This window comes from Microbacterium excoecariae (genome assembly GCF_011326725.1).
Classification (GTDB): domain Bacteria; phylum Actinomycetota; class Actinomycetes; order Actinomycetales; family Microbacteriaceae; genus Microbacterium; species Microbacterium excoecariae.
In genome coordinates this window covers 196,987-216,219 of the sequence record NZ_JAANCO010000002.1, presented here as the reverse complement: position 1 = coordinate 216,219, position 19,233 = coordinate 196,987, and the positions used below count along the sequence as shown (strand labels likewise).

Genomic DNA, 19,233 nt, shown 5'->3' with positions numbered 1-19,233 from the left:
GAGGGCGCCTTACTCGAGGCCGCTGTAGGCGTGCAGGCCCTCGAAGAACATGTTCACGATCGTGAAGTTGAACAGCACGGCGACGAAGCCGACGATCGACAGCCACGCCGACCGCGTGCCCTGCCAGCCGCGCGTCGCGCGGGCGTGGATGTACCCCGCGTACAGGACCCAGATGATGAAGGTCCACACTTCCTTCGTGTCGAAGCCCCAGTAGCGCCCCCACGCGTCCTGCGCCCAGATGGATCCGGCGATCAGGGTGAACGTCCAGAAGATGAACCCGACGATCGCGAACCGGTACGCGAGGCCCTCGAGCGCCTCGGCCGAGGGCAGCGTGCGCAAGAGGCTCTTCTTCGTCGCGAGGCTCTCGTCCTCGACCGCGCGGCGCTCGCGCCGGGCCTGCAGGAGCTGGAGCACGCTCAGCGCGAAGCCGAGCGCGAGGAAGGCGGTCGCGAGGGAGGCCACGAACACGTGGATGACGAGCCACACCGACTTCAGCGGATCCATCAGCGGCGTGATCTCGACGTAGAACATCGAGCTGGCGCCGAGCAGCACCGTCACGAGGCCCGTCATGAACGCCCCGAGGTAGCGCAGGTCCTTCCAGAACAGCACGCCGAGGTACACGCCCGTCACGAGGAGGGTGCCCATCATCGCGAACTCGTACATGTTCGACCACGGCACCCGGCCCGCGCCGATGCCGCGCATGACGGCGGCCGCGAGGTGCAGGAGGAAAGCGATCCAGGTGAGGGTCGTGCCGATGCGCGCCATCACGGGGTTGTGCGGCACCGCCGGATCCCCGCCCGCGGGCTCCTCCGCGAGGGCGGATCCGCCCCCGGCCGCGACGAGCTCCGCGCGGCGGTCCTTCATGCGCACCGACGCCTCGGAACGCCGGGCGAGGTCGACGGCGTACGCGATGAACGCGAGCGCGTAGACGGCGATCGCGGTCCACAGCGAGATGACGGACCAGGTGTCGAGGGCGACGGCGTGATCGGGGAGCATGCAACGATCCTAGGAAACGAGGGCGGGCGTGGGGGCGGGATCCGCGGCTATCCGGCGCGGAGGTCCCGGCCGTGCTGGTCGGCGAGGGCGTCGACGGCGCGGGCGATGGCGGGGTCCTCGCCGCGCGCGAGGCCGGCGTACTCGATCGTCGCCCCGGATCCGTGGGGCGTGACCTTGACCCAGATGCGGCGGCGCGGGATGAACAGGGCGGTGAGGAGCCCGAGCACCGCGAGGATCGCGAAGGTGAGCACCCAGATCGTCGAGGCGTCGTGGTGCACCTGGAGCGAGACGTAGCGCTTGACCGACTCGGTGTAGCCGACCTCGGCGGGGTCGGCGCCCTCCGGCGTCTCGTCGACGAACTCGACGGTCCCCTGCCCGTTCGGCAGGTCCATCGTCTCACCGGGCGACAGCTCGATGGAGTCGGTTCCCGTCTCGCCGCCCGTGAGCTGCTCCATGCCCGTCGGGTCGAGGGTGTACACCGAGCGCGGGGTGCCGTCGTCGATGCCGAGGTCCCCGACGTAGACATTGAGGGTGAGGACGGGGTTGACGAGGTCGCCGTAGGCCGAGGAGAACGCGCCCGAGGCGAGCTCGTACTGCGTCGGATAGAAGAAGCCGACGAGGCCCATCTGCTCGTCGAGCCCGTCGGGGATCTTCACGACGCCGAGGGAGGTCATGTTGCTGTCCTGGGGCAGGAAGGGCACCGACTCGTTGTAGATGATCTCGCCGTCGGCGTCGCGCACGACGATCGTCGGGGCGTAGCCGTTGCCGAGCAGGTAGATCGCGTCGCCGTAGACGTGCAGCGGGTGGTTCACCCGCACGGCGTCCTCGCTCTCCTCGCCCGAGGCGTCGCGCACCGTGACGTTGGCGGAGAAGTCCCCGGCCTGGCCGGCGCCGTTCTCGCCCGCGGGCACGTAGGTGACGTCGAACGAGTCGAGCGTCATGGCGTACGGCGCGAGGGCGTCGTCGGCGACCAGGCGGCCCTTGTTCATGGAGGAGTAGTTCAGCAGCGAGTTGACGAAGGTCGTGCCCTCCGTGATCACGCTCTGGCCCGTGTAGGCGAACTGGCCGCCCACGCCGACCGCGACGAGGATCCCCACGAGCGAGGCGTGGAAGACGAGGTTTCCCGTCTCGCGCAGGTAGCCGCGCTCGGCGGAGACGGAGAGGGATCCGCCCTGGTCGTATCGCTCGGTGCGGTACCCCTGGCGCTTCAGGCGCTTCTCGGCAAGCTCGATCGCGCGCGCCGGATCCGCGTCCTCGGCCTCCTCGACGCGGTGGTCCGCGAGGCGGGCCAGGCGCGCGGGGGTGCGCGGCGGGCGGGAGCGGAGGGCGCCGAGGTGGTGCTTCGTGCGCGGCAGGATGCAGCCGATCAGCGACACGAACAGCAGCAGGTAGATCGCGGAGAACCACGCCGAGGAGTAGACGTCGAACAGCTGCAGCGCGTCGAGGACGGGGAACAGGTCGGGGTTGTCCGACTCCCACTGCGTGACGCCGTTGGGGTTCGCCATGCGCTGCGGGAAGATCGACCCCGGGATCGCCGCGACCGCGAGCAGGAGGAGCAGCACGAGCGCGGTGCGCATGCTCGTCAGCTGGCGCCACGCCCAGCGCAGCCACCCGACGAGCGAGAGCTTCGGCTGCGTGACCGGCTGCGGCGACGCGTCGACGTGGTCGTCGGGCCGGCGCGGATCCGCGCTCGAATTCTGCGTGAGGTCAGAGCGGGAGTTCGACACCGCCGATCACCACCTGGAGTCGGGACATGAGCAGGGTCCACACGCCGGACACCATCAGCACGCCGAGGAGGATCAGGAGGGATCCGCCGATGACGTTGATGGCGCGCACGTGGCGGCGGAAGAACGTGACCGTTCGGGTCGCCCACCCGAAGCCGAGCGCCACGAGGAGGAAGGGGATCCCGAGGCCCAGCGAATACACGAGCCCGAGGATGCCGGCGCGCCACGGATCGCCCGTGTTCCAGGACAGGCTCATGATCACGGCGAGGGTCGGGCCGATGCAGGGCGCCCAGCCGATGCCGAGCGCGAGGCCGAGCAGCGGCGCCCCGACGAGGCCGAGGTCGCCCGAGAGGTTCGGCTTCACCTGGCGCTGCATGACGCGGAAGAGCCCGAGGAAGACGAGGCCCATGACGATGACGACCGCCCCGAGGATCCGCGTGATGAGGTCCTGATAGCGCAGGAAGAAGGCCGCCGCGCCGCCGCTGAAGATGTTGACGGCCATGAACACGACCGTGAAGCCGGCGATGAACAGCAGCACGCCGCCGACGAGGCGGCCCCGCGAGGCGGATCCGGGCTGCCTGTTCGGCGCCACGGCCCCCGAAATGAAGCCGAGATAGCCGGGGACGAGCGGCAGCACGCACGGCGAGAGGAACGACAGCAGGCCCGCGGCGAGCGCGATCGGGAGGGCCGCCCAGAGGGTCCCCGCCCCGATGATCTGCTCGACGCTCACGCGGTCTCTTCGAGCGTCTCGCGCACGAGCGTCGAGAGGATCGACGCCCCCTCGAGCTTGCCGATGATGCGCGCCGCGACGCGGCCCTCGCGGTCGAGCACGAGCGTCGTCGGCGTCGCCTGGATCGGCGTCGCGGCGGCGAAGGCGAGCTTCACGGATCCCGTGTTCACGTCGATGATGCTCGGGTAGGTCACGCCGTTGTCGGCCGCGAAGGCGCGGGCCGTGTCGGCCTGGTCGTAGGTGTTGACGCCCACGAAGGAGACCTCGTCACCCTGGTACTCCTGCCACACCGCCTCGAGGTCGGGCGCCTCGACGATGCACGGCCCGCACGCGGCGTACCAGAAGTTCACGACCGTGACCCCGCCCGCGGTGTCCGCGCTCGTGAGCTCCTCGCCGTGCTCGGTCTCGCCCGCCCACTCGACGGGCTCGCCGCGCTCGTCGGGCGCGATCTCGTCGACGCGGAAGTCGCCCGCGATGTAGCCCTTGTTGTCGCCCGAGAGGTACTGCTCGGCGACGGGATCGTTGCTGCAGGCCGCGAGGGAGGCGCCGAGCACGACGGCGACGACCGCCGCGGCGGCACGGCGAAGGGGGGCTGCGGGGGGCACGCGGCAATTCTACGTGCCGTAGTAAGAGTTGGCTGTGTGCCCGCTTACGCCCGGCGCGCGCGCCGGACGAGCGCCCAGATCGCCCGCCACCCGACGAGGAACGCGCCCAGCACGACGAGCGTGACGACGAGGAAGGACCACGCGAATCCGCCGCCCGTGGCCACGCGGAGGATCATCCCGCCACCCGCCGCGAGGATCCACACCACGACCCCCGTCGCGAGCGCCGTCGGCCGGCGCCAGCCCCGCGCGACGAGCCAGCCGAGAACGGCCGCCGCGAGGAACGGCCACGCCGTCTCGGCGAGCGCGACGAGCGAGAAGGAGCCGTGGTGGCTGCGCATGCCCACGGCGGCGAAGATCACGACGAGGACGAGGTCGGCCGCGAGGGCGGCGGGCCACAGGGCCGGGCGGGGGGAGGTCACCCGGGTAGCGTAGGCCCCATGCCCGCGCCCCGCCTGCACCTCGTCCGACACGGCGAGGTCCACAACCCCGACCGGATCCTGTACGAGCGGATCCCCGGGTACGGCCTGAGCCCGGCGGGCGCGGCGATGGCCGAGGCCGCCGCCGACCACGTCGCGGGGCTCGGGCGCGAGGTGTCCGCGCTCGTCACGTCGCCGCTGCAGCGCGCGCGGGAATCGGGCCGGCCGTTCGCCGAGAAGTTCGACCTCACCCCGACCCTCGACGAGCGCGTCATCGAGCCCTGGAACGCGTTCGCGGGCACGCGCATGAAGCGCGCCGTGCTCCGGCCGCGGTACTGGCGCTACCTCCTGCGCCCCTCCCGGCCGAGCTGGGGCGAGCCGTTCGCCGACATCGCCGAGCGCATGGTGGCGGGCATGCACGCCGCGTGGGACGCGGCGGACGGCGGCGACGTCGTGATCGTCTCCCACCAGGCGCCGATCTGGGTCGCGCACCTCGCGGTCGCGGGCGAGAAGCTCGCGCACTCCCCCACGACCCGCCGCTGCGCGCTCTCGAGCGTGACGAGCTTCGTGCGCGACGGATCCGGCCCCACGGGCTTCGCGGAGGTCGCCTACGCCGAGCCCGCGAGCGCGGGCGTGGACCTCGGCGCGGTCTGAGGCCCCTGCGCGGGGCGGGCGCTACCGCGCGGCGCGGCGCAGTGCGACGTGCTCGACGGCGATGAGCGCGAGGACGACCGCGGCGCCGAGAATCGCGAAGAGGACGGGGCCGAGCGGATCCGTCGGGGCCAGGAGCGTGCCGTGGCCGTCGGCCCCGCCCGCGCCGCCCTGCCACGGCCAAAGCGCCCGGAGGGATCCGAGCATGAGGCCCGCCATGACGAGCAGCGTGCCGCGGCGGAAGCGGTTCAGGAGCACCGTGATCACCTGGACGACGGTCGCGAGACCGACGAGGGCGCCCGCCGCGAACACCGCGATGTAGCCGAGCGCGCGCTCGTCGACGGCCTGCAGCGTGGGCGCGTACAGCCCGACGGCCAGGAGGAAGAAGGAGCCGGAGACGCCGGGCACGACGAGCGCGCACACGGCGATCGCGGCCGCGACGAACACGAACCACATCGGCGGGTCGTCGAGCGCGCCGTTCGAGGCGAAGCCGACGAGGAAGAACGCGACGACGGCGGGCACAGCGACGAGCGCGACGTCGCCCGCGCGCCGGCCGGCGCCGCCGCGAGCGCGCGGGAGGAGCTGGAAGGGCACGACGATGCTCGCGGCGACGAGCCCGAAGAACAGCCCGCGGGCGTTCTCGGGGTGCGCGGAGACGAGCTCCTCGACGACACCCGCCGCGAACAGGACGGCGATCGCCATGCCGACGAGGAGCGGCACGAGGAGCCACCCGTCGATCCCGGCCGCGGCGCGCTTCGCGGAGCGGATCCGGTCGGGGCCGAACACGAGGGCCTTCCCGGCCCGGCCGATCGCGTGCGCGGAGGCCAGGGCGCGCTCGTAGACGCCCGTGACGAGCGCGACCGTGCCGCCGGAGACGCCGGGGACGAGCTCCGCGAGCCCGATGAGAAAGCCCCGCAGGGCGTCGAGCGGGCTCCGGGCCAGACGGCGGGAGCGGGACACGACAGAAGTCATCGAAACGGGGCCTCTCGCGGGGAACGTGTGCCCCTGCACACTAGTGCGCGCGCGTGGGAGGATCCCCCTCGCCGCGCGCATGCGGGGGCCAGCCCCCGTCCATGTGACGGGAATACGCTGGCAGCGTGCCGCGCCAGCCCCTCACCGATGCCATCCGGATCCGCCCCGATCTGCGAGGCGCTGTGACGCTCCGCATGCAGCGCCTGCCGCACGACGCGTGGATCCTGCGATCCGCGAGCATCCTCGTCGCGGGGCTCATCCCGGTCGCGGCGCTGGGGGCGACCGGCCACATCGAGCTCGTCGTGTACACGCTCGCCGGGTCGATGACGGCGCTGTTCGGGCACGGCCTGCCCTACGCCCAGCGCGCCCGCACGCACGCGGGTCTCGTGGCGGCGATCGTGCTCGGCAGCGCCGTCGCGCTCGCGCTGTCAGCGGCGCTCACCTCGACGCTCGCGCTCATCGCCGCCGCGAGCGTGTTCGCCGCCGTGACGAAGGTCGCGGTCGAGGCCTCGCGGGTCGGCCCGCCCGGCGCGATCATCCCGACCTTCCTCTTCTCCGGTTTCCTCTTCGTGGGCGAGTCCTGGGCCGAGATCCCCGTGCACGTCGCGCTCATCGCGGGCGCGGGGGTCGTGGCCTGGCTCGTCGTCATGGCGCCCGCGCTGTGGAACCGGCGCGGCCCCGAGCGGCGCACCCTCGCGCGCATGCTCCTCGCGGCGGGCGCGCTGCACGAGGCGCCGCACGTCGCGCAGGCGCGGCGGACCCTCGCCGCCGCAATCCACGACGCGTGGGGCGCCGCGGCGATGTCGGGCGCGACGGGCGCCGAGCGGCGCGCCCTCGAGGCGCACATCGTCGCCGCCGAGCGCGTCCTGACGGACCCCACCGTCCGCGGGTCCGCCGGGAGCGCCCGCGCCGACGCGCGCGCGATCCGCCGCGGGCGCGGCCCCTTTCCGCCCGCGCCTCTCACGGCCGACGAGAGCGCCGAGATCGCCGGCGCCCACGCCGAGCGGGCCGCGCCCCGCGCGTTCGCGGACCGGCACCCGATCCTCGCCGCGTTCCGCCCGGGCTCGCCGCACGCGCCGTTCTTCTGGCGGGTGCTCCTCGGGTGCGCCGCGGCGGCCGTCATGGCCCACCTCGTGGGCGTCGGCCGCCCGTTCTGGGCGGTCGTCACGGCGGCCTCGCTCATCCAGCCCAACCTGCTTTTGACGTGGCGCCGCGCGCCGCAGCGGACGATCGGCGCGGTGCTCGGCGTGTGCCTGTTCGCGCTCGTCGCGCCCGTCGCGCTGACGGATCCGCTCGTCGCCGCCGTCCTCGTGCTCGTCTTCAACGCGACCGCGGAGTTCCTCATCCCGCGCAGCTACCTCGTCGGCCAGATCGTCGTCACGCCCATGGCGCTCATCATCAGCGAGTTCGGGCGCGCGGCCCCCGTCCCGGAGCTCGTCGTCGACCGGCTGCTGGACACCCTGATCGGATCCGCGCTCGGACTCGCCGCCGCGCTCGCGATCCGCAACGGCCACGTGCGCCGCCGCACGAAGGAGCTCGCCGACGACCTCGAGCGCGCGTCCGCGGGGGCGCGCTCCGCCGCCGACGGCGCGGACCCCGCCGCGCGCGAGGCGGCGCGCCGCGGGCTGATCTCGGGCCTCGCCCGGCTCCGGCGCTCGTTCCAGCAGTCCGACGGCGAGTGGTGGGCCCACGCGGTCGACGAGGCGCGCGTGATCGACGTCGAGCGCCAGGCCCATCGCGCGCTCGCGGCGCTCGAGGCCCCCGGCGGCCCCCGGTAGGAGCGCGGCGCCGGATCCGCGGCTTCAGTGTCCGCGCAGGCGGCGCGGGCCCGGCCGCCTAGGATGGGCGAAACACCGTTTTTTCGAGGAGGATCCTCCGTGCTGCGCACTCACCCGGCCGGCTCCCTGCGAGCCGCGCACATCGGCCAGACCATCACCCTCGCGGGATGGGTCGATCGGCGCCGCGATCACGGGGGCGTCGCGTTCATCGACCTCCGCGACGCCTCGGGCATCGCGCAGGTCGTCATCCGCGACGAGGAGATCGCGCACCCTCTGCGTAGCGAGTTCGTGCTGCTCGTGACCGGCGAGGTCTCGGCGCGACCGGACGGCAACGCCAACGACAACCTCCCCACGGGCGAGATCGAGGTCATCGCGACCACGGTCGAGGTGCTCAACGAGTCTGCGCCGCTGCCCTTCCAGGTCTCCACCGCGCTCGACGGGCAGGAGACGGTCGGCGAGGAGGCGCGCCTCAAGCACCGCTACCTCGACCTGCGCCGCCCGGCGCCCGCCGCCGCGATGCGCCTGCGTTCGAAGGCCAACCAGGCGGCCCGCGCCGTGCTCGACGGGCACGAGTTCATCGAGATCGAGACGCCGACGCTCACGCGCTCGACGCCCGAGGGCGCCCGCGACTTCCTCGTGCCGGCCCGCCTGAACCCGGGCTCCTGGTACGCCCTCCCCCAGTCGCCGCAGCTGTTCAAGCAGCTCCTCATGGTCGGCGGCATGGAGCGCTACTACCAGCTCGCCCGCAGCTACCGCGACGAGGACTTCCGGGCCGACCGCCAGCCCGAGTTCACGCAGCTCGACATCGAGATGAGCTTCGTGGACCAGGAGGACGTCATCGCGCTCGGCGAGGAGATCGTCCGCGCCCTGTGGAAGCTGATCGACGTCGAGATCGAGACCCCGATCCGCCGCATGACCTTCGCCGACGCGATGCGCCTGTACGGATCCGACAAGCCCGACCTGCGCTTCGGCAACGCGATCGTCGAGCTCGCCGAGTACTTCTCCGAGACCTCGTTCCGCGTCTTCCAGCAGGAGTACGTCGGATCCGTCGTCATGCCCGGCGGCGCCTCGCTCCCCCGTCGCCAGTTCGACGCGTGGCAGGACTGGGCCAAGTCCCGCGGCGCGAAGGGCCTCGCGTACGTCACGTTCGCGGAGGACGGCACCCTCGGCGGCCCCGTCGCGAAGAACCTCTCCGACGCCGAGCGCGCGGGCCTCGCCGAGATCACGGGCGCCCAGCCGGGCGACGCCGTGTTCTTCGCCGCGGGATCGACGAACGACGCGCGCGCGCTGCTCGGCGCGGCCCGCGTGGAGGTCGCCAAGCGCACCGGCCAGATCCGCGAGGGCGACTGGGCCTTCGTGTGGGTCGTCGACGCGCCGCTGTTCAAGCCGACGGGCGAGGACGACGACGTCGACCTGGGCAACTCCGCATGGACCGCCGTGCACCACGCGTTCACGTCGCCGAAGCCCGAGTGGCTCGACTCCTTCGAGTCGAACCCGGGCGAGGCGCTCGCGTACGCCTACGACATCGTGTGCAACGGCAACGAGATCGGCGGCGGATCCATCCGTATCCACCGCCGCGACGTGCAGGAGCGCGTGTTCGACGTCATGGGCATCGGCGAGGCCGAGGCACAGGAGAAGTTCGGCTTCCTCCTCGACGCGTTCGCCTTCGGCGCCCCGCCCCACGGCGGCATCGCCTTCGGGTGGGACCGCGTCGTGTCGCTCCTCGCGGGCGCCGACTCGATCCGCGAGGTCATCGCGTTCCCCAAGACCGGCAACGGCTTCGACCCGCTGACGGCCGCCCCGGCCCCGATCACGCCCGAGCAGCGCGCCGAGGCCGGCGTCGACTACGAGCCCGACGAGGACTGATCCGCCTCGCACGTCGCCCCTCCCGCGCAGGTGCATGTACGCGATCCGAGCACCACGCCCCCGCCCCAGATCGCGCATATGCACGTCGGCCCGCCCGCGCAGGTGGATGTGAGCGACCCGAGCGCCGCACCCCGGCTTCGGATCGCACAAAAGCACCCGGATCCGCCACCCCACGGTGCGTTTGAGCGACCTGGACTCGACGCCCCCGCTTCGAATCGGACATATGCACCCGGATCCGCAGCACCTCCGTGCATTTGAGCGACCCGGAGCCCACGCCCCCGCTTCGGATCGCACAAAAGCACGTCGGCCCGCCCGCGCAGGTGCTTTTGCGCGACCCGAACGCCGTACCTCGGCCCCAGATCGCGCATATGCACCTCGGCCCGCCCCGCAGGTGCTTTTGCGCGACCCGAGCGCCAATCCCCCGCTTCAGATCGCACATCAGCACCCGGATCCGCGGAACGGGGGCGACACCGCGGCCGTCAGCCGAACAGGCCGCGGCGCTTCTTCTTTTTCTTCGGGAGCTGCTTCTGCATGTGCACGACGCCGAGCCAGCGGCCGAACTTGAACCCGACGCGCCCCATCCGCCCGACCTCCTCGAAGCCGTACTTGCGGTGCAGCGCGATGGATCCCTCCGCGCCCTTGTCGCTGATGACCGCGACGATCTGGCGCAGGCCGAAGTCCTCGCTGGCCGCGATGAGCGCCTCCAACAGCGCCCCGCCGAGGCCCTTGCCGACGGCCGTCGGGCCGAGGTAGATCGAGTTCTCGGCGGTGTAGCGGTACGACGACTTGCCCGACCACGGCGACACGAGCGCGTAGCCGAGGATCTGGCCCGACGGCGACTCCGCGACGAGGAACGGGAGGCCGAGCTTGCGGATGTGGTCGAACTTCTCCACCCACTGCCGGTGCGTCCAGCGCTTCTCGTCGAAGGTGACGACCGAGTTCGTCACGTAGTAGTTGTAGATCTCCCGAATGTCGGGGATGTCGCGCTTCTCCGCGGGGCGGATCGCGTACGCGAACGGGCGCTCCGCCTCGGGGCTCTTCCGCAGGTGCCGCGGCAGGCGGCGGCGCTTCTGATATTCCTCCGGGAGCATGGGTGTCAGATTACCCGCCAGTCGACCGGATCCGCGCCCTGCTCGACGAGGTGCGCGTTGGCCCGGGAGAAGGGGCGGGATCCGAAGAAGCCGCGCCGGGCCGACAGCGGCGAGGGGTGCGCCGACTCGATCCGCGGCGTGTATCCGAGAAGCGGCGCGAGCCGGCGCGCGTCGGCGCCCCAGAGGATCGCGACGAGGGGGCGATCGCGCGCCACGAGCGCCTCGATCGCGCGCTCGGTGACCTCCTCCCAGCCCCGGCCGCGGTGGGATCCGGGCGCCCCGGGCGCGACCGTGAGCACGCGGTTGAGGAGCAGAACGCCCTGCGCCGCCCAGCTCGAGAGGTCGCCGTGGGCGGGCCGGGGGATCCCCAGGTCGTCCTCCAGCTCGCGGTAGATGTTCGCGAGGCTCCGCGGCACGGGCCGCACGTCGCGCGCGGTCGCGAAGGCGAGGCCGATCGCGTGGCCCGGCGTGGGGTACGGATCCTGCCCCACGATCAGCACCCGCACGTCGTCGAACGGCTCGCGAAACGCCCGCAGCACCCGCTCGGGCTCGGGGAGGACGGGATCCGCGCCGGCCGCCAGCCGCTCCCCGAGCGCCGCGATCCGCGGCGCGGCCGGGGCGAGCGCGCGGGCCCACCCCGCGTCCATGCGCCCGCCGTCTACGGGCCCGGCGAGGATCTCCGCGGTCATCGGGTCAGGCGCTCGCGGGCAGGCCCGCGTCCTCCTCGGCGACCGTGCCGTCGGCGGACCACGGGAAGTTGATCCACAGGTCCGTGTCCTTCCACGCGAAGTCGGGCTGGATGATCGTCGCGGGCTTCGTGTAGATCGTCACGGAGCGCACGTCGGCGCCCTTCTCGCGCAGGAGGTCGACGGCCATCTTCAGCGTGCGCCCCGAGTCGGCGACGTCGTCGACGAGCAGCACGCGCCGCCCGTCGAGATAGTTCATGTCGAGCTCGGGAGGCAGCACCTCGGGCGCGTCGAGCACGGTGCCGATGCCCGTGTAGAACTCCATGTTGATCGCGCCGCAGTTCTTCGCGCCGAGGCCGTACGCGATGGCGCCCGCGGGCAGGAGGCCGCCGCGCGCGATCGCGACGACGACCTCGGGCTCGAACCCGGCCGCGAGGATCGTCCGGGCGAGGTCGCGCGTGGCGCGGCCAAAGCCGTCCCACGTGAGGATCTCGCGCTCGAGGAAGTCGTCTGCCACGGTGATGTCCTTTGTGTGTCGGAAAGGGGCGGATCCGCTAGGCGCGCGGGGCGAGCGGGCCGCGGTGCACGAGGTGCTGGGCGGCCTGCGCGACGGGGCGCAGCGTCACGAGGTCGAGGTTGACGTGGCCGGGCGCGGTCAGCGCGTACGCGACGACGTCGGCGACGTCGTCGGCCGTGAGGGGGTTCTCGACGCCCTCGTAAACGCGGTCGGCCGCGTCGGCCGACCCGAGTCGGACGAGCGAGAACTCCTCCGTGTGGACCATGCCGGGCGCGATCTCGATGACGCGGATCGGCTCGCCCGCGAGCTCCTGGCGCAGGGCCGCCACGAGCATCGACTCGGCCGCCTTCGCGGCGTTGTAGCCCGCGCCGCCGGGGTAGGCGGTCTGCGCCGCGGTCGAGGTGAGGAACAGCGTGTCGGCGTGCGTGGGGCCCGCCGCGGCCGTCGCGCGCAGCTGCGGCAGGAGGGCGCGCACGAGGCGCTGGGCCGACAGCGCGTTCATCTCGTACATCCGCAGCCAGCCGTCGGGGTCGCCGTCCTCGACGCGGTCGGCGCCGAGCGCGCCGCCCGCGATGTGCACGAGGCTGTGGAGCGGCCCGCCGCCGAGGTACGCGGCGAGCGCGTCGATGTCGGCCTGCTGGGTGAGGTCGGCGGCGAACACGTCGGCGCCCGTCTCCTCGGCCAGCGCGGCGAGGCGGTCCGCGCGGCGCGCGACGCCCGTGACCTCCCAGCCGCGCTCCCGGAGGGCGACGACCGTCGCCCTGCCGATGCCCGAGCTTGCTCCCGTCACCACTGCGCGTCGCGTCATGGATCCAGCGTACTGGGGGCGTGTGACGCCGGGTTTCCGGAACCTTGGCGCCCCCCGGCCGGAGACGTACGCTCGAACCCGCCGGCATCGCCGCCGCCTGACCGACCCGTAGCGAGAGGGATCCCATGACCGACGCCGCCTCGTGGCACTTCGAGACCCAGCAGATCCACGCCGGCGCGCGCCCGGATCCCACCACGGGCGCCCGCGCGACGCCGCTGTACCAGACGACGGCGTACGTGTTCCGCGACTCCGATCACGCCGCGAACCTCTTCGCCCTCGCGGAGCCCGGCAACATCTACACCCGCATCATGAACCCGACGCAGGAGGTCGCGGAGCAGCGCATCGCGGCGCTCGAGGGTGGCACGGGCGCCCTGCTCGTCGCGAGCGGCCAGGCGGCGGAGACGTTCGCGGTGCTCAACATCGCGAGCGCGGGCGACCACATCGTCTCGTCGAGCTCGATCTACGGCGGCACCTACAACCTCTTCAAGTACACGCTCGCGAAGCTCGGCATCGAGGTCACGTTCGTCGAGAACCAGGACGACGCCGAGGAGTGGCGGCGCGCCGTCCGCCCGAACACGAAGCTGTTCTTCGCCGAGACGATCGGAAACCCGCAGGTCAACGTCCTCGACATCCGCCTCGTCTCGGACGTCGCGCACGAGAGCGGCCTCCCCCTCATCGTCGACAACACGATCGCGACGCCCTACCTCATCCGCCCGTTCGAGCACGGCGCCGACATCGTCGTGCACTCCGCGACGAAGTTCCTCGCGGGCCACGGCACGGTCGTCGCGGGCGTCGTCGTCGACGGCGGGCGGTTCGCGTGGTCGGAGCACGCCGAGCGCTTCCCCGAGCTCACGGATCCGGATCCCTCGTACCACGGCGTCAGCTACACCGGCGCGCTCGGCGACGGCGTCGCGTACATCACGAAGGCGCGCGTGCAGCTGCTGCGCGACCTCGGCGCCGCGATCGCCCCGAACAACGCCTGGCAGCTGATCCAGGGCATCGAGACGCTGTCGCTGCGCATCGAGCGCCACGTCGAGAACGCGCAGAAGATCGCGGAGTGGCTCGAGGCGCACCCCGACGTGGCGACCGTGAACTACTCGGGGCTTGCCTCGTCGCCCTGGTTCGGCGCCGCCCAGCGCTACGCGCCCGCGGGCGTCGGCGCCGTGCTGTCCTTCGAGCTCAAGGGCGGCGTGGACGCGGGCCGCGCGTTCGTCAACGCGCTTGAGCTGTTCAGCCACCTCGCGAACATCGGCGACGTCCGCTCGCTCGTCATCCACCCCGCCTCGACGACGCACTCGCAGCTCACGCCCGAGCAGCAGCTCACGGCCGGTGTCACGCCGGGGCTCGTGCGGCTCTCGATCGGCCTGGAGAACGTCGCCGACCTCACGGCCGACCTCGAGCAGGCCTTCGCCGCCGCGCGCGCCATCTCCGACGCGCGCTGACGGCCGCCGCCCGGCGCGCGGGCGGGTGTGTCCGGCCACCACGGCGGACACGGCAGAATGGATCCGATGGACTGGCAGATCTCCGAGGACACGGTGCCGTCGGCCCCCGTGACGGAGGCCGACACCCGACTCATGGCCGGGCGGCCGCCCGCGACCGGCGCCTGGCAGGACGGCGACCCCGCCGGGTCCCGCCAGTTCGCCTGGCTCGGGTCCTTCGCCACGGAGACGGGCGGCGTCCTCCCCCACATGCGGCTCGCCTACGAGACGTGGGGCGAGCTGAACGCCGACGCGTCGAACGCGATCCTCGTGCTGCACGCGTTCACGGGCGACAGCCACGTGCGCGGATCCGCCGGCCCCGGCCACCCGACCGCCGGCTGGTGGGAGGACATCGTCGGGCCCGGCGCGCCGCTCGACACCGACCGCTACTTCGTCGTCGCCCCCAACATGCTCGGCGGCTGCCAGGGATCCACGGGCCCCGCGAGCATCCACCCGGACGGCGACCACTGGGCGTCCCGCTTCCCGTACGTCACGATCCGCGACCAGGTGGCCGCGCAGGCGGCGCTCGCCGACCGGCTGGGGGTCGGATCCTGGGCCGCGGTCGTCGGCGGATCCATGGGCGGCATGCACGCGCTCGAGTGGGCCGCGACGCACCCGGACCGCGTCGAGCGGCTCGCCGTCATCGCGGCGCCGCCCGCAAACACGGCCGACCAGATCGCGCTGAACTCCACGCAGCTCGAGGCCATCGAGATCGACCCCGGCTTCGCGGGCGGCGAGTACTACGAGGCGGCCGCGGGCGACGGCCCGCACCGCGGGCTCGCGCTCGCGCGCCGCATGGCCATGCTGAACTACCGCGGCATCGTCGAGCTCAACCAGCGCTTCCAGCGCTCGTGGCAGTCGGACGTGAGCCCCCTGGGCCACGGCGGCCGATTCGCCGTCGAGTCCTACCTCGACTTCCACGGCAACAAGTTCACGCGCCGGTTCGACGCGAACACGTACATCCGGCTCGTCGAGGCGATGGACTCGCACGACGTCGGCCGGGACCGCGGCGGCATCGAGGACGCGCTCGGCCGCGTCACCGCCCGCACCCTCGTGGTCGGCATCGACACCGACCGCCTCTTCCCGCTCGAGGGCCAGCACCGGATCGCGCGCGGGATCGGATCCACGATCCACGGAGACGACGCGATCGTGATCTCGAGCGACTTCGGGCACGACGGGTTCCTCATCGAGACCGACGTCCTCGGCCACCACCTCCGCGCCCTGCTCGCGTGAGAGCTGGACGCCGGCTGGCCGCCGGGCCCGCCGGCGACCGGTAGTCTGTCCCCGTGACTTCCTCGACCCTCGCGTCGAGGGGTGCGGCGACGATGGCGCTCCTCTCCATGGCCATCGGCGCATTCGGCATCGGCATGACGGAGTTCGTCTCGATGGGGCTCCTGCCCGACATCGCGAGCGATCTCCTCCCCGCCGCCTACCAGGCGAGCCCGGAAGAGGCCATCGGCCAGGCGGGGATCCTCATCAGCCTGTACGCGCTGGGCGTCGTCCTTGGCGCGCCGACGATCGCGGCGGTGGTCTCGCGGTTCCCCCGCAACCGCGTCATGATCGCGCTCGCCGCCGCGCTCCTCGTCTTCAACGCCCTCACGGTGCTCGCGCCGACGTTCGAGCTGGTCGCGCTGTGCCGCTTCCTCGCGGGCCTGCCGCACGGGGCGTACTTCGGCATGGCCGCGGTCGTGGCGAGCGAGCTGCTCGGCCCGACCAAGCGCGGGTGGGGCGTGGCGATGGTCATGTCGGGCCTCACGGTCGCGAACGTCGTGGGCGTTCCCGCCGGCACCTTCCTCGGCCAGGTCTTCGGGTGGCGCGCGGCGTACGTCGTCGTCGCGGTGGTCTTCGCCGTCGCGCTCGTGATGTGCTGGCGCTTCGTCCCGCCGCACCCCGGCGACGTGGGGCGCACGTTCCGCCAGGAGCTCGGGGTGTTCCGGATCCCCCAGGTGTGGCTCACGATCGCGATCGGCGCCATCGGTTTCGGCGCGTTCTTCGCCGTCTACAGCTACGTCTCGACGCTCGTGACCGAGGCGGCGGGCGCCCCCGAGTGGGTCGTGCCGATCGCGCTCGTCGCGCTCGGCAGCGGCATGTTCGTCGGCAACTTCCTCGGCGGCCGGCTCGCGGACATCAGCGTGCGCCGCACGCTCCTCGTGAGCCTCGGATCCCTCGCCGCGACCTCCGCCCTCGTCGCCGTGCTCGCGCCCTTCACGGTCGCGCTCGTCGCGGCGCTGTTCGTGTTCGGCGTGGCGGGTCAGGTCGTCACGCCCGCGATCCAGCTGCGGCTGCTCGACGTCGCCGCCGAGCACCAGGCGATCGGGGCGGCGCTGAACCACTCCGCGCTCAACATCGGCAACAGCCTCGGCGCGGCGCTCGGCGGCGCCGTCATCGCGGCGGGCTTCGGCTACGTCGCGCCGGCCTGGCTCGGCATCGGCCTCGCGCTCGCGGGCCTCGTCATCGCCGCCGTCGCGTTCGCGGCGGAGCGGCGCGTGCGGATCCCCGCCGCGGCCTGACCGCAGGCGGGCGCTACGCCTCGTCGATCGCCTGTTCGAGGCGCTCGAGCTTGCCGTCGATCTCCCCCGCGTATCCGGGGCGGATGTCGGCCTTCAGCACGAGCGAGACGCGGGATCCGAAGGGAGCGACGGCCTCCGTCGCGCGCTTGACGACGCCCATCACCGTGTCCCAGTCGGGCCCCTCGATCTCCGTGAACATGCTCGAGGTGCGGTTCGGCAGGCCCGACTCGCGCACGACCTTCACGGCCGCGGCGACGGCGTCGTGGACGGAGGCGTCGGCGCGGCCGGTTCCGGACGGGGCGACGGAGAAGGCGACGAGCATGAGACTCCCGGGGCTGGGGTGCGGATCAGGCGGACCACGGCCCACACCCCGAGCGCGACCACGAGGACGTTGCGCAGGGCGAGGACCGCGAGCCCCACGCTATCGCCCCCGAGCACGAGGTGATACGCGATCGGGTACAAGAGCTGCGTGAGACCGGCGATCGCGAGCGCCAGCGCGGCGGGAGTGCGCGCGGCGCGCCGGTCCCACAGGATCCACAGCACGACCGGCGCGACGAGCCACGTCTGGAACTGCGGGGATCCGACCTTGTTCGTCGCGATGAGCGCGACGACGAGCGCGAGCGCGAGCGGCGGGAGCACGGCGCGCGCGTCCGCGCCCGCGCGGATCCGCCACGCCCCGAGCGCCGCGATCGCGGCGACGACGATCGCCATGAGCGGCGTGAGGGCCGCGGCGACGGCGCCGACGCCCGGCGCGTACACCTGGTAGGTCAGGATCTCCGTGTCGTAGGCGACGACGGCTCCCCCCGCGCCCAGCGCGAAGGGCGTCGCCGCGATCGCCTCGACCTGCAGGCCGCGCTCCCCCTGCGTCGTGACGAAGCTGGCGAGGTGCGCCCCGCCGCCCGCGAGGAGCACGACCCCGGCCACCGCGGCCGAGACCGCGACGGCCCCGAGTGCGACCCGACCCCGGGAGCGCAGCGCGACGACGGCGGCCAGGCCGAGGGCCGCGGGCCACACCTTGATCCACGCGCCCGCGGCGACGAGCGCGCCGGCGACGGCGGGGCGGGATCCGAGCCACAGCGCCGCGAGGACCGCGAGCGGCACCGTCACCGCGTCGATGCGGAAGAGACCCACGGGGCCGAGGAGCAGGACGAACGCGGCCCAGAACGCGCCCGCGGCGACGCGGCCCCGCGAACGCCCGCGGCCGACGAGCAGCGCGAACGCGACGACGTCGAGCGCCGTCGCGAGCGCGGCCCACGCGGCCGCGTACGACGAGAACCACACGAGCGTATGGGCGAGGAGCATGGGAGCCAGCGCCAGGGGCGGGTAGACCCAGTCCTCGGTGAGGCCGGGGACGTACGCGCCCTCGAGCGCGGCCCGGCTCCACGGCTCGTAGACGAGGTAGGTGTCGCCCATGGGCTGGTTCGGCCACAGCCAGCCGGCGGCGATCGCGAGAGCGTGCGCCGCGAGGAACGCGGCCCAGCAGGTGAGAAGGCGCACGCGGCGCCCGTGGGTCACGCGAACGCCTCCGCGAAGGCGGCCGGGAGCGCCTCGGCCACGTCGAGCGCCGCGATCGGCCGGCCGGGTCCCGCCGCGATGCGGCCCGCCGTTCCGTGCAGCCAGGCGGCCGTCGCGGCGATCGGGCCGAGCTCCTCGACGTCGACCTCGCGGGCGCGATCGCGCGCGGCGGCGCCCGCGAGGATCGCGCCGATCGCGCCCGCGAGCACGTCGCCCGTGCCCGCCGTCGCCAGCCACGGCGTGCCGGTGCGCACGACGGTCCACCAGCCGCCCGGCGTCGCGACGATCGTCTCGGCACCCTTGAGCAGCACGACCCCGCCGACGCCGACGGCCGTCTCGCGCGCCACGAGCACGCGCTCGCGGAAGCCGCCGTCGAGCCGGTCCTGCAGCGGATCCACGTCGATGTCGTCGACGCCGAGGCCGAGCGGGATCCGCACCTCCCGCAGCTCGCGATCGTGCGGGGTCACGACGAACGGGCCCACGGCGCGCGGGGCGAGATCGAGCGCGCCGGCGTCGATGACGACGGGCGCGCCCAGCGCGAACATGCCCAGGATCGTGCGGGTCGCGGCCTCGTCGCGCGTGCGGCCGTCGATGCCGGATCCGACGACGATCGCGTCCGTGCGCCCCGCCTCCGTGACGGTCTCGGGGCGGCGCTGCAGGACGAGCTGGCCCACGGGATCCGGGCCGAACCAGCGCACCATCCCCACGCCCGCCCGCGTGGCGCCCTCGACCGAGAGGACGGCGGCGCCCGGGAACTCCTCGGACCCGGTCAGCAGCGAGACGACGCCGCGGGAATACTTGTGATCGCCGTGCGTTGGCACGCGAAGAACGCTCGCGGCATCGGATGCCACCCACTCGTTGTCGCCCCACTCGAATCCGCCCGGCATGCC

General features: G+C 73.2%; 19 protein-coding genes. 6 read left to right on the top strand and 13 right to left on the bottom strand.

Features of this window, described 5'->3' with window-relative positions:
- Positions 1-9: 9 nt before the first annotated feature.
- The 5 genes from ccsB to G8E01_RS12210 are packed head-to-tail and all read right to left on the bottom strand — an operon-like array spanning position 10 to position 4,474.
- A complete protein-coding gene (gene ccsB / locus G8E01_RS12230) occupies positions 10-996 on the bottom strand; it encodes a c-type cytochrome biogenesis protein CcsB (protein ID WP_166320245.1) in 987 nt (328 codons plus the stop codon).
- A gap of 47 nt (positions 997-1,043) precedes the next feature.
- On the bottom strand, positions 1,044-2,723 hold the full coding sequence (gene resB, locus G8E01_RS12225; RefSeq protein WP_166320243.1) for a cytochrome c biogenesis ResB family protein: 1,680 nt from the start codon (positions 2,721-2,723) through the stop codon (positions 1,044-1,046).
- Positions 2,704-3,450, bottom strand: coding sequence for a cytochrome c biogenesis protein CcdA (locus G8E01_RS12220; protein WP_166320241.1), 747 nt, complete (start codon positions 3,448-3,450; stop codon positions 2,704-2,706). The genes resB and G8E01_RS12220 overlap by 20 nt, the downstream gene beginning before the upstream one ends.
- Entirely contained in the window at positions 3,447-4,055 is a 609-nt protein-coding gene (locus G8E01_RS12215; RefSeq protein WP_166320239.1) for a redoxin family protein, read from the bottom strand. The genes G8E01_RS12220 and G8E01_RS12215 overlap by 4 nt, the downstream gene beginning before the upstream one ends.
- Before the next feature lie 44 nt (positions 4,056-4,099).
- Positions 4,100-4,474, bottom strand: a complete 375-nt coding sequence (locus G8E01_RS12210; protein WP_338100818.1) for a DUF3054 domain-containing protein — start codon at positions 4,472-4,474, stop codon at positions 4,100-4,102.
- 18 nt (positions 4,475-4,492) lie between these two features.
- On the opposite strand from G8E01_RS12210, the gene G8E01_RS12205 reads away from it, so the two are divergent.
- Positions 4,493-5,125 carry a histidine phosphatase family protein gene (locus G8E01_RS12205; RefSeq protein ID WP_166320237.1) on the top strand — a complete coding sequence of 211 codons (633 nt, stop codon included), beginning with the start codon at positions 4,493-4,495 and terminating at the stop codon, positions 5,123-5,125.
- A gap of 21 nt (positions 5,126-5,146) precedes the next feature.
- On the opposite strand, the gene G8E01_RS12200 is transcribed toward G8E01_RS12205, so the two are convergent.
- Positions 5,147-6,094: a DUF368 domain-containing protein gene (locus G8E01_RS12200; RefSeq protein WP_166320235.1), complete on the bottom strand. Its 948-nt coding sequence runs from the start codon at positions 6,092-6,094 to the stop codon at positions 5,147-5,149.
- Positions 6,095-6,219: 125 nt separating this feature from the next.
- On the opposite strand from G8E01_RS12200, the gene G8E01_RS13090 reads away from it, so the two are divergent.
- Positions 6,220-7,872 (top strand): FUSC family protein, encoded by a 1,653-nt coding sequence (locus tag G8E01_RS13090; RefSeq protein ID WP_166320233.1) that lies wholly within the window; start codon positions 6,220-6,222, stop codon positions 7,870-7,872.
- Between the two features lie 99 nt (positions 7,873-7,971).
- Positions 7,972-9,738 carry an aspartate--tRNA ligase gene (aspS, locus tag G8E01_RS12190; RefSeq protein ID WP_338100817.1) on the top strand — a complete coding sequence of 589 codons (1,767 nt, stop codon included), beginning with the start codon at positions 7,972-7,974 and terminating at the stop codon, positions 9,736-9,738.
- Between the two features lie 479 nt (positions 9,739-10,217).
- On the opposite strand, the gene G8E01_RS12185 is transcribed toward aspS, so the two are convergent.
- Genes G8E01_RS12185 through G8E01_RS12170 form a run of 4 tightly spaced genes read right to left on the bottom strand, consistent with a single transcriptional unit; the run spans position 10,218 to position 12,840 of the window.
- Entirely contained in the window at positions 10,218-10,829 is a 612-nt protein-coding gene (locus tag G8E01_RS12185) for a GNAT family N-acetyltransferase (protein ID WP_166320229.1), read from the bottom strand.
- Positions 10,830-10,834: 5 nt separating this feature from the next.
- Positions 10,835-11,518 carry a uracil-DNA glycosylase gene (locus G8E01_RS12180; RefSeq protein ID WP_166320227.1) on the bottom strand — a complete coding sequence of 228 codons (684 nt, stop codon included), beginning with the start codon at positions 11,516-11,518 and terminating at the stop codon, positions 10,835-10,837.
- Positions 11,519-11,522: 4 nt separating this feature from the next.
- The gene (locus G8E01_RS12175) at positions 11,523-12,032 is read right to left on the bottom strand and encodes a phosphoribosyltransferase family protein (RefSeq protein WP_166320225.1); all 510 of its coding nucleotides are present in this window, start codon (positions 12,030-12,032) and stop codon (positions 11,523-11,525) included.
- A gap of 37 nt (positions 12,033-12,069) precedes the next feature.
- Positions 12,070-12,840, bottom strand: a complete 771-nt coding sequence (locus G8E01_RS12170; RefSeq protein ID WP_166320223.1) for an SDR family oxidoreductase — start codon at positions 12,838-12,840, stop codon at positions 12,070-12,072.
- Between the two features lie 125 nt (positions 12,841-12,965).
- Here G8E01_RS12170 and G8E01_RS12165 point away from each other — a divergent pair, with 125 nt between their 5' ends.
- The 3 genes from G8E01_RS12165 (at position 12,966) to G8E01_RS12155 (ending at position 16,828) form a co-directional block, all read left to right on the top strand.
- The gene (locus tag G8E01_RS12165; protein ID WP_166320221.1) at positions 12,966-14,282 is read left to right on the top strand and encodes a bifunctional o-acetylhomoserine/o-acetylserine sulfhydrylase; all 1,317 of its coding nucleotides are present in this window, start codon (positions 12,966-12,968) and stop codon (positions 14,280-14,282) included.
- Positions 14,283-14,348: 66 nt separating this feature from the next.
- Positions 14,349-15,551 carry a homoserine O-acetyltransferase MetX gene (metX, locus tag G8E01_RS12160; RefSeq protein WP_166320219.1) on the top strand — a complete coding sequence of 401 codons (1,203 nt, stop codon included), beginning with the start codon at positions 14,349-14,351 and terminating at the stop codon, positions 15,549-15,551.
- A gap of 92 nt (positions 15,552-15,643) precedes the next feature.
- A complete protein-coding gene (locus G8E01_RS12155) occupies positions 15,644-16,828 on the top strand; it encodes an MFS transporter (protein WP_166320370.1) in 1,185 nt (394 codons plus the stop codon).
- Between the two features lie 13 nt (positions 16,829-16,841).
- Here the strand turns inward: G8E01_RS12155 and G8E01_RS12150 are convergent, their stop codons facing one another.
- Genes G8E01_RS12150 through G8E01_RS12140 form a run of 3 tightly spaced genes read right to left on the bottom strand, consistent with a single transcriptional unit; the run spans position 16,842 to position 19,230 of the window.
- On the bottom strand, positions 16,842-17,150 hold the full coding sequence (locus G8E01_RS12150; RefSeq protein ID WP_166320217.1) for a thiamine-binding protein: 309 nt from the start codon (positions 17,148-17,150) through the stop codon (positions 16,842-16,844).
- Positions 17,069-18,343 carry a glycosyltransferase 87 family protein gene (locus tag G8E01_RS12145; RefSeq protein WP_166320215.1) on the bottom strand — a complete coding sequence of 425 codons (1,275 nt, stop codon included), beginning with the start codon at positions 18,341-18,343 and terminating at the stop codon, positions 17,069-17,071. Before G8E01_RS12145 ends, G8E01_RS12150 begins: the two co-directional genes overlap by 82 nt.
- Positions 18,340-19,230, bottom strand: coding sequence for an ADP-dependent NAD(P)H-hydrate dehydratase (locus tag G8E01_RS12140; RefSeq protein WP_166320213.1), 891 nt, complete (start codon positions 19,228-19,230; stop codon positions 18,340-18,342). Before G8E01_RS12140 ends, G8E01_RS12145 begins: the two co-directional genes overlap by 4 nt.
- Between the last annotated feature and the right edge of the window lie 3 nt (positions 19,231-19,233).

Coding starts and splice junctions, on each gene's coding strand:
- ccsB (WP_166320245.1), bottom strand. CDS start 996: ATGCTCCCCGATCACGCCGTCGCCCTCGACACCTGGTCCGTCATCTCG.
- G8E01_RS12180 (WP_166320227.1), bottom strand. CDS start 11,518: ATGACCGCGGAGATCCTCGCCGGGCCCGTAGACGGCGGGCGCATGGAC.
- G8E01_RS12170 (WP_166320223.1), bottom strand. CDS start 12,840: ATGACGCGACGCGCAGTGGTGACGGGAGCAAGCTCGGGCATCGGCAGG.
- G8E01_RS12200 (WP_166320235.1), bottom strand. CDS start 6,094: ATGACTTCTGTCGTGTCCCGCTCCCGCCGTCTGGCCCGGAGCCCGCTC.
- metX (WP_166320219.1), top strand. CDS start 14,349: ATGGACTGGCAGATCTCCGAGGACACGGTGCCGTCGGCCCCCGTGACG.
- G8E01_RS12185 (WP_166320229.1), bottom strand. CDS start 10,829: ATGCTCCCGGAGGAATATCAGAAGCGCCGCCGCCTGCCGCGGCACCTG.
- G8E01_RS12150 (WP_166320217.1), bottom strand. CDS start 17,150: ATGCTCGTCGCCTTCTCCGTCGCCCCGTCCGGAACCGGCCGCGCCGAC.
- G8E01_RS12155 (WP_166320370.1), top strand. CDS start 15,644: ATGGCGCTCCTCTCCATGGCCATCGGCGCATTCGGCATCGGCATGACG.
- G8E01_RS12140 (WP_166320213.1), bottom strand. CDS start 19,230: ATGCCGGGCGGATTCGAGTGGGGCGACAACGAGTGGGTGGCATCCGAT.
- G8E01_RS12165 (WP_166320221.1), top strand. CDS start 12,966: ATGACCGACGCCGCCTCGTGGCACTTCGAGACCCAGCAGATCCACGCC.
- G8E01_RS12205 (WP_166320237.1), top strand. CDS start 4,493: ATGCCCGCGCCCCGCCTGCACCTCGTCCGACACGGCGAGGTCCACAAC.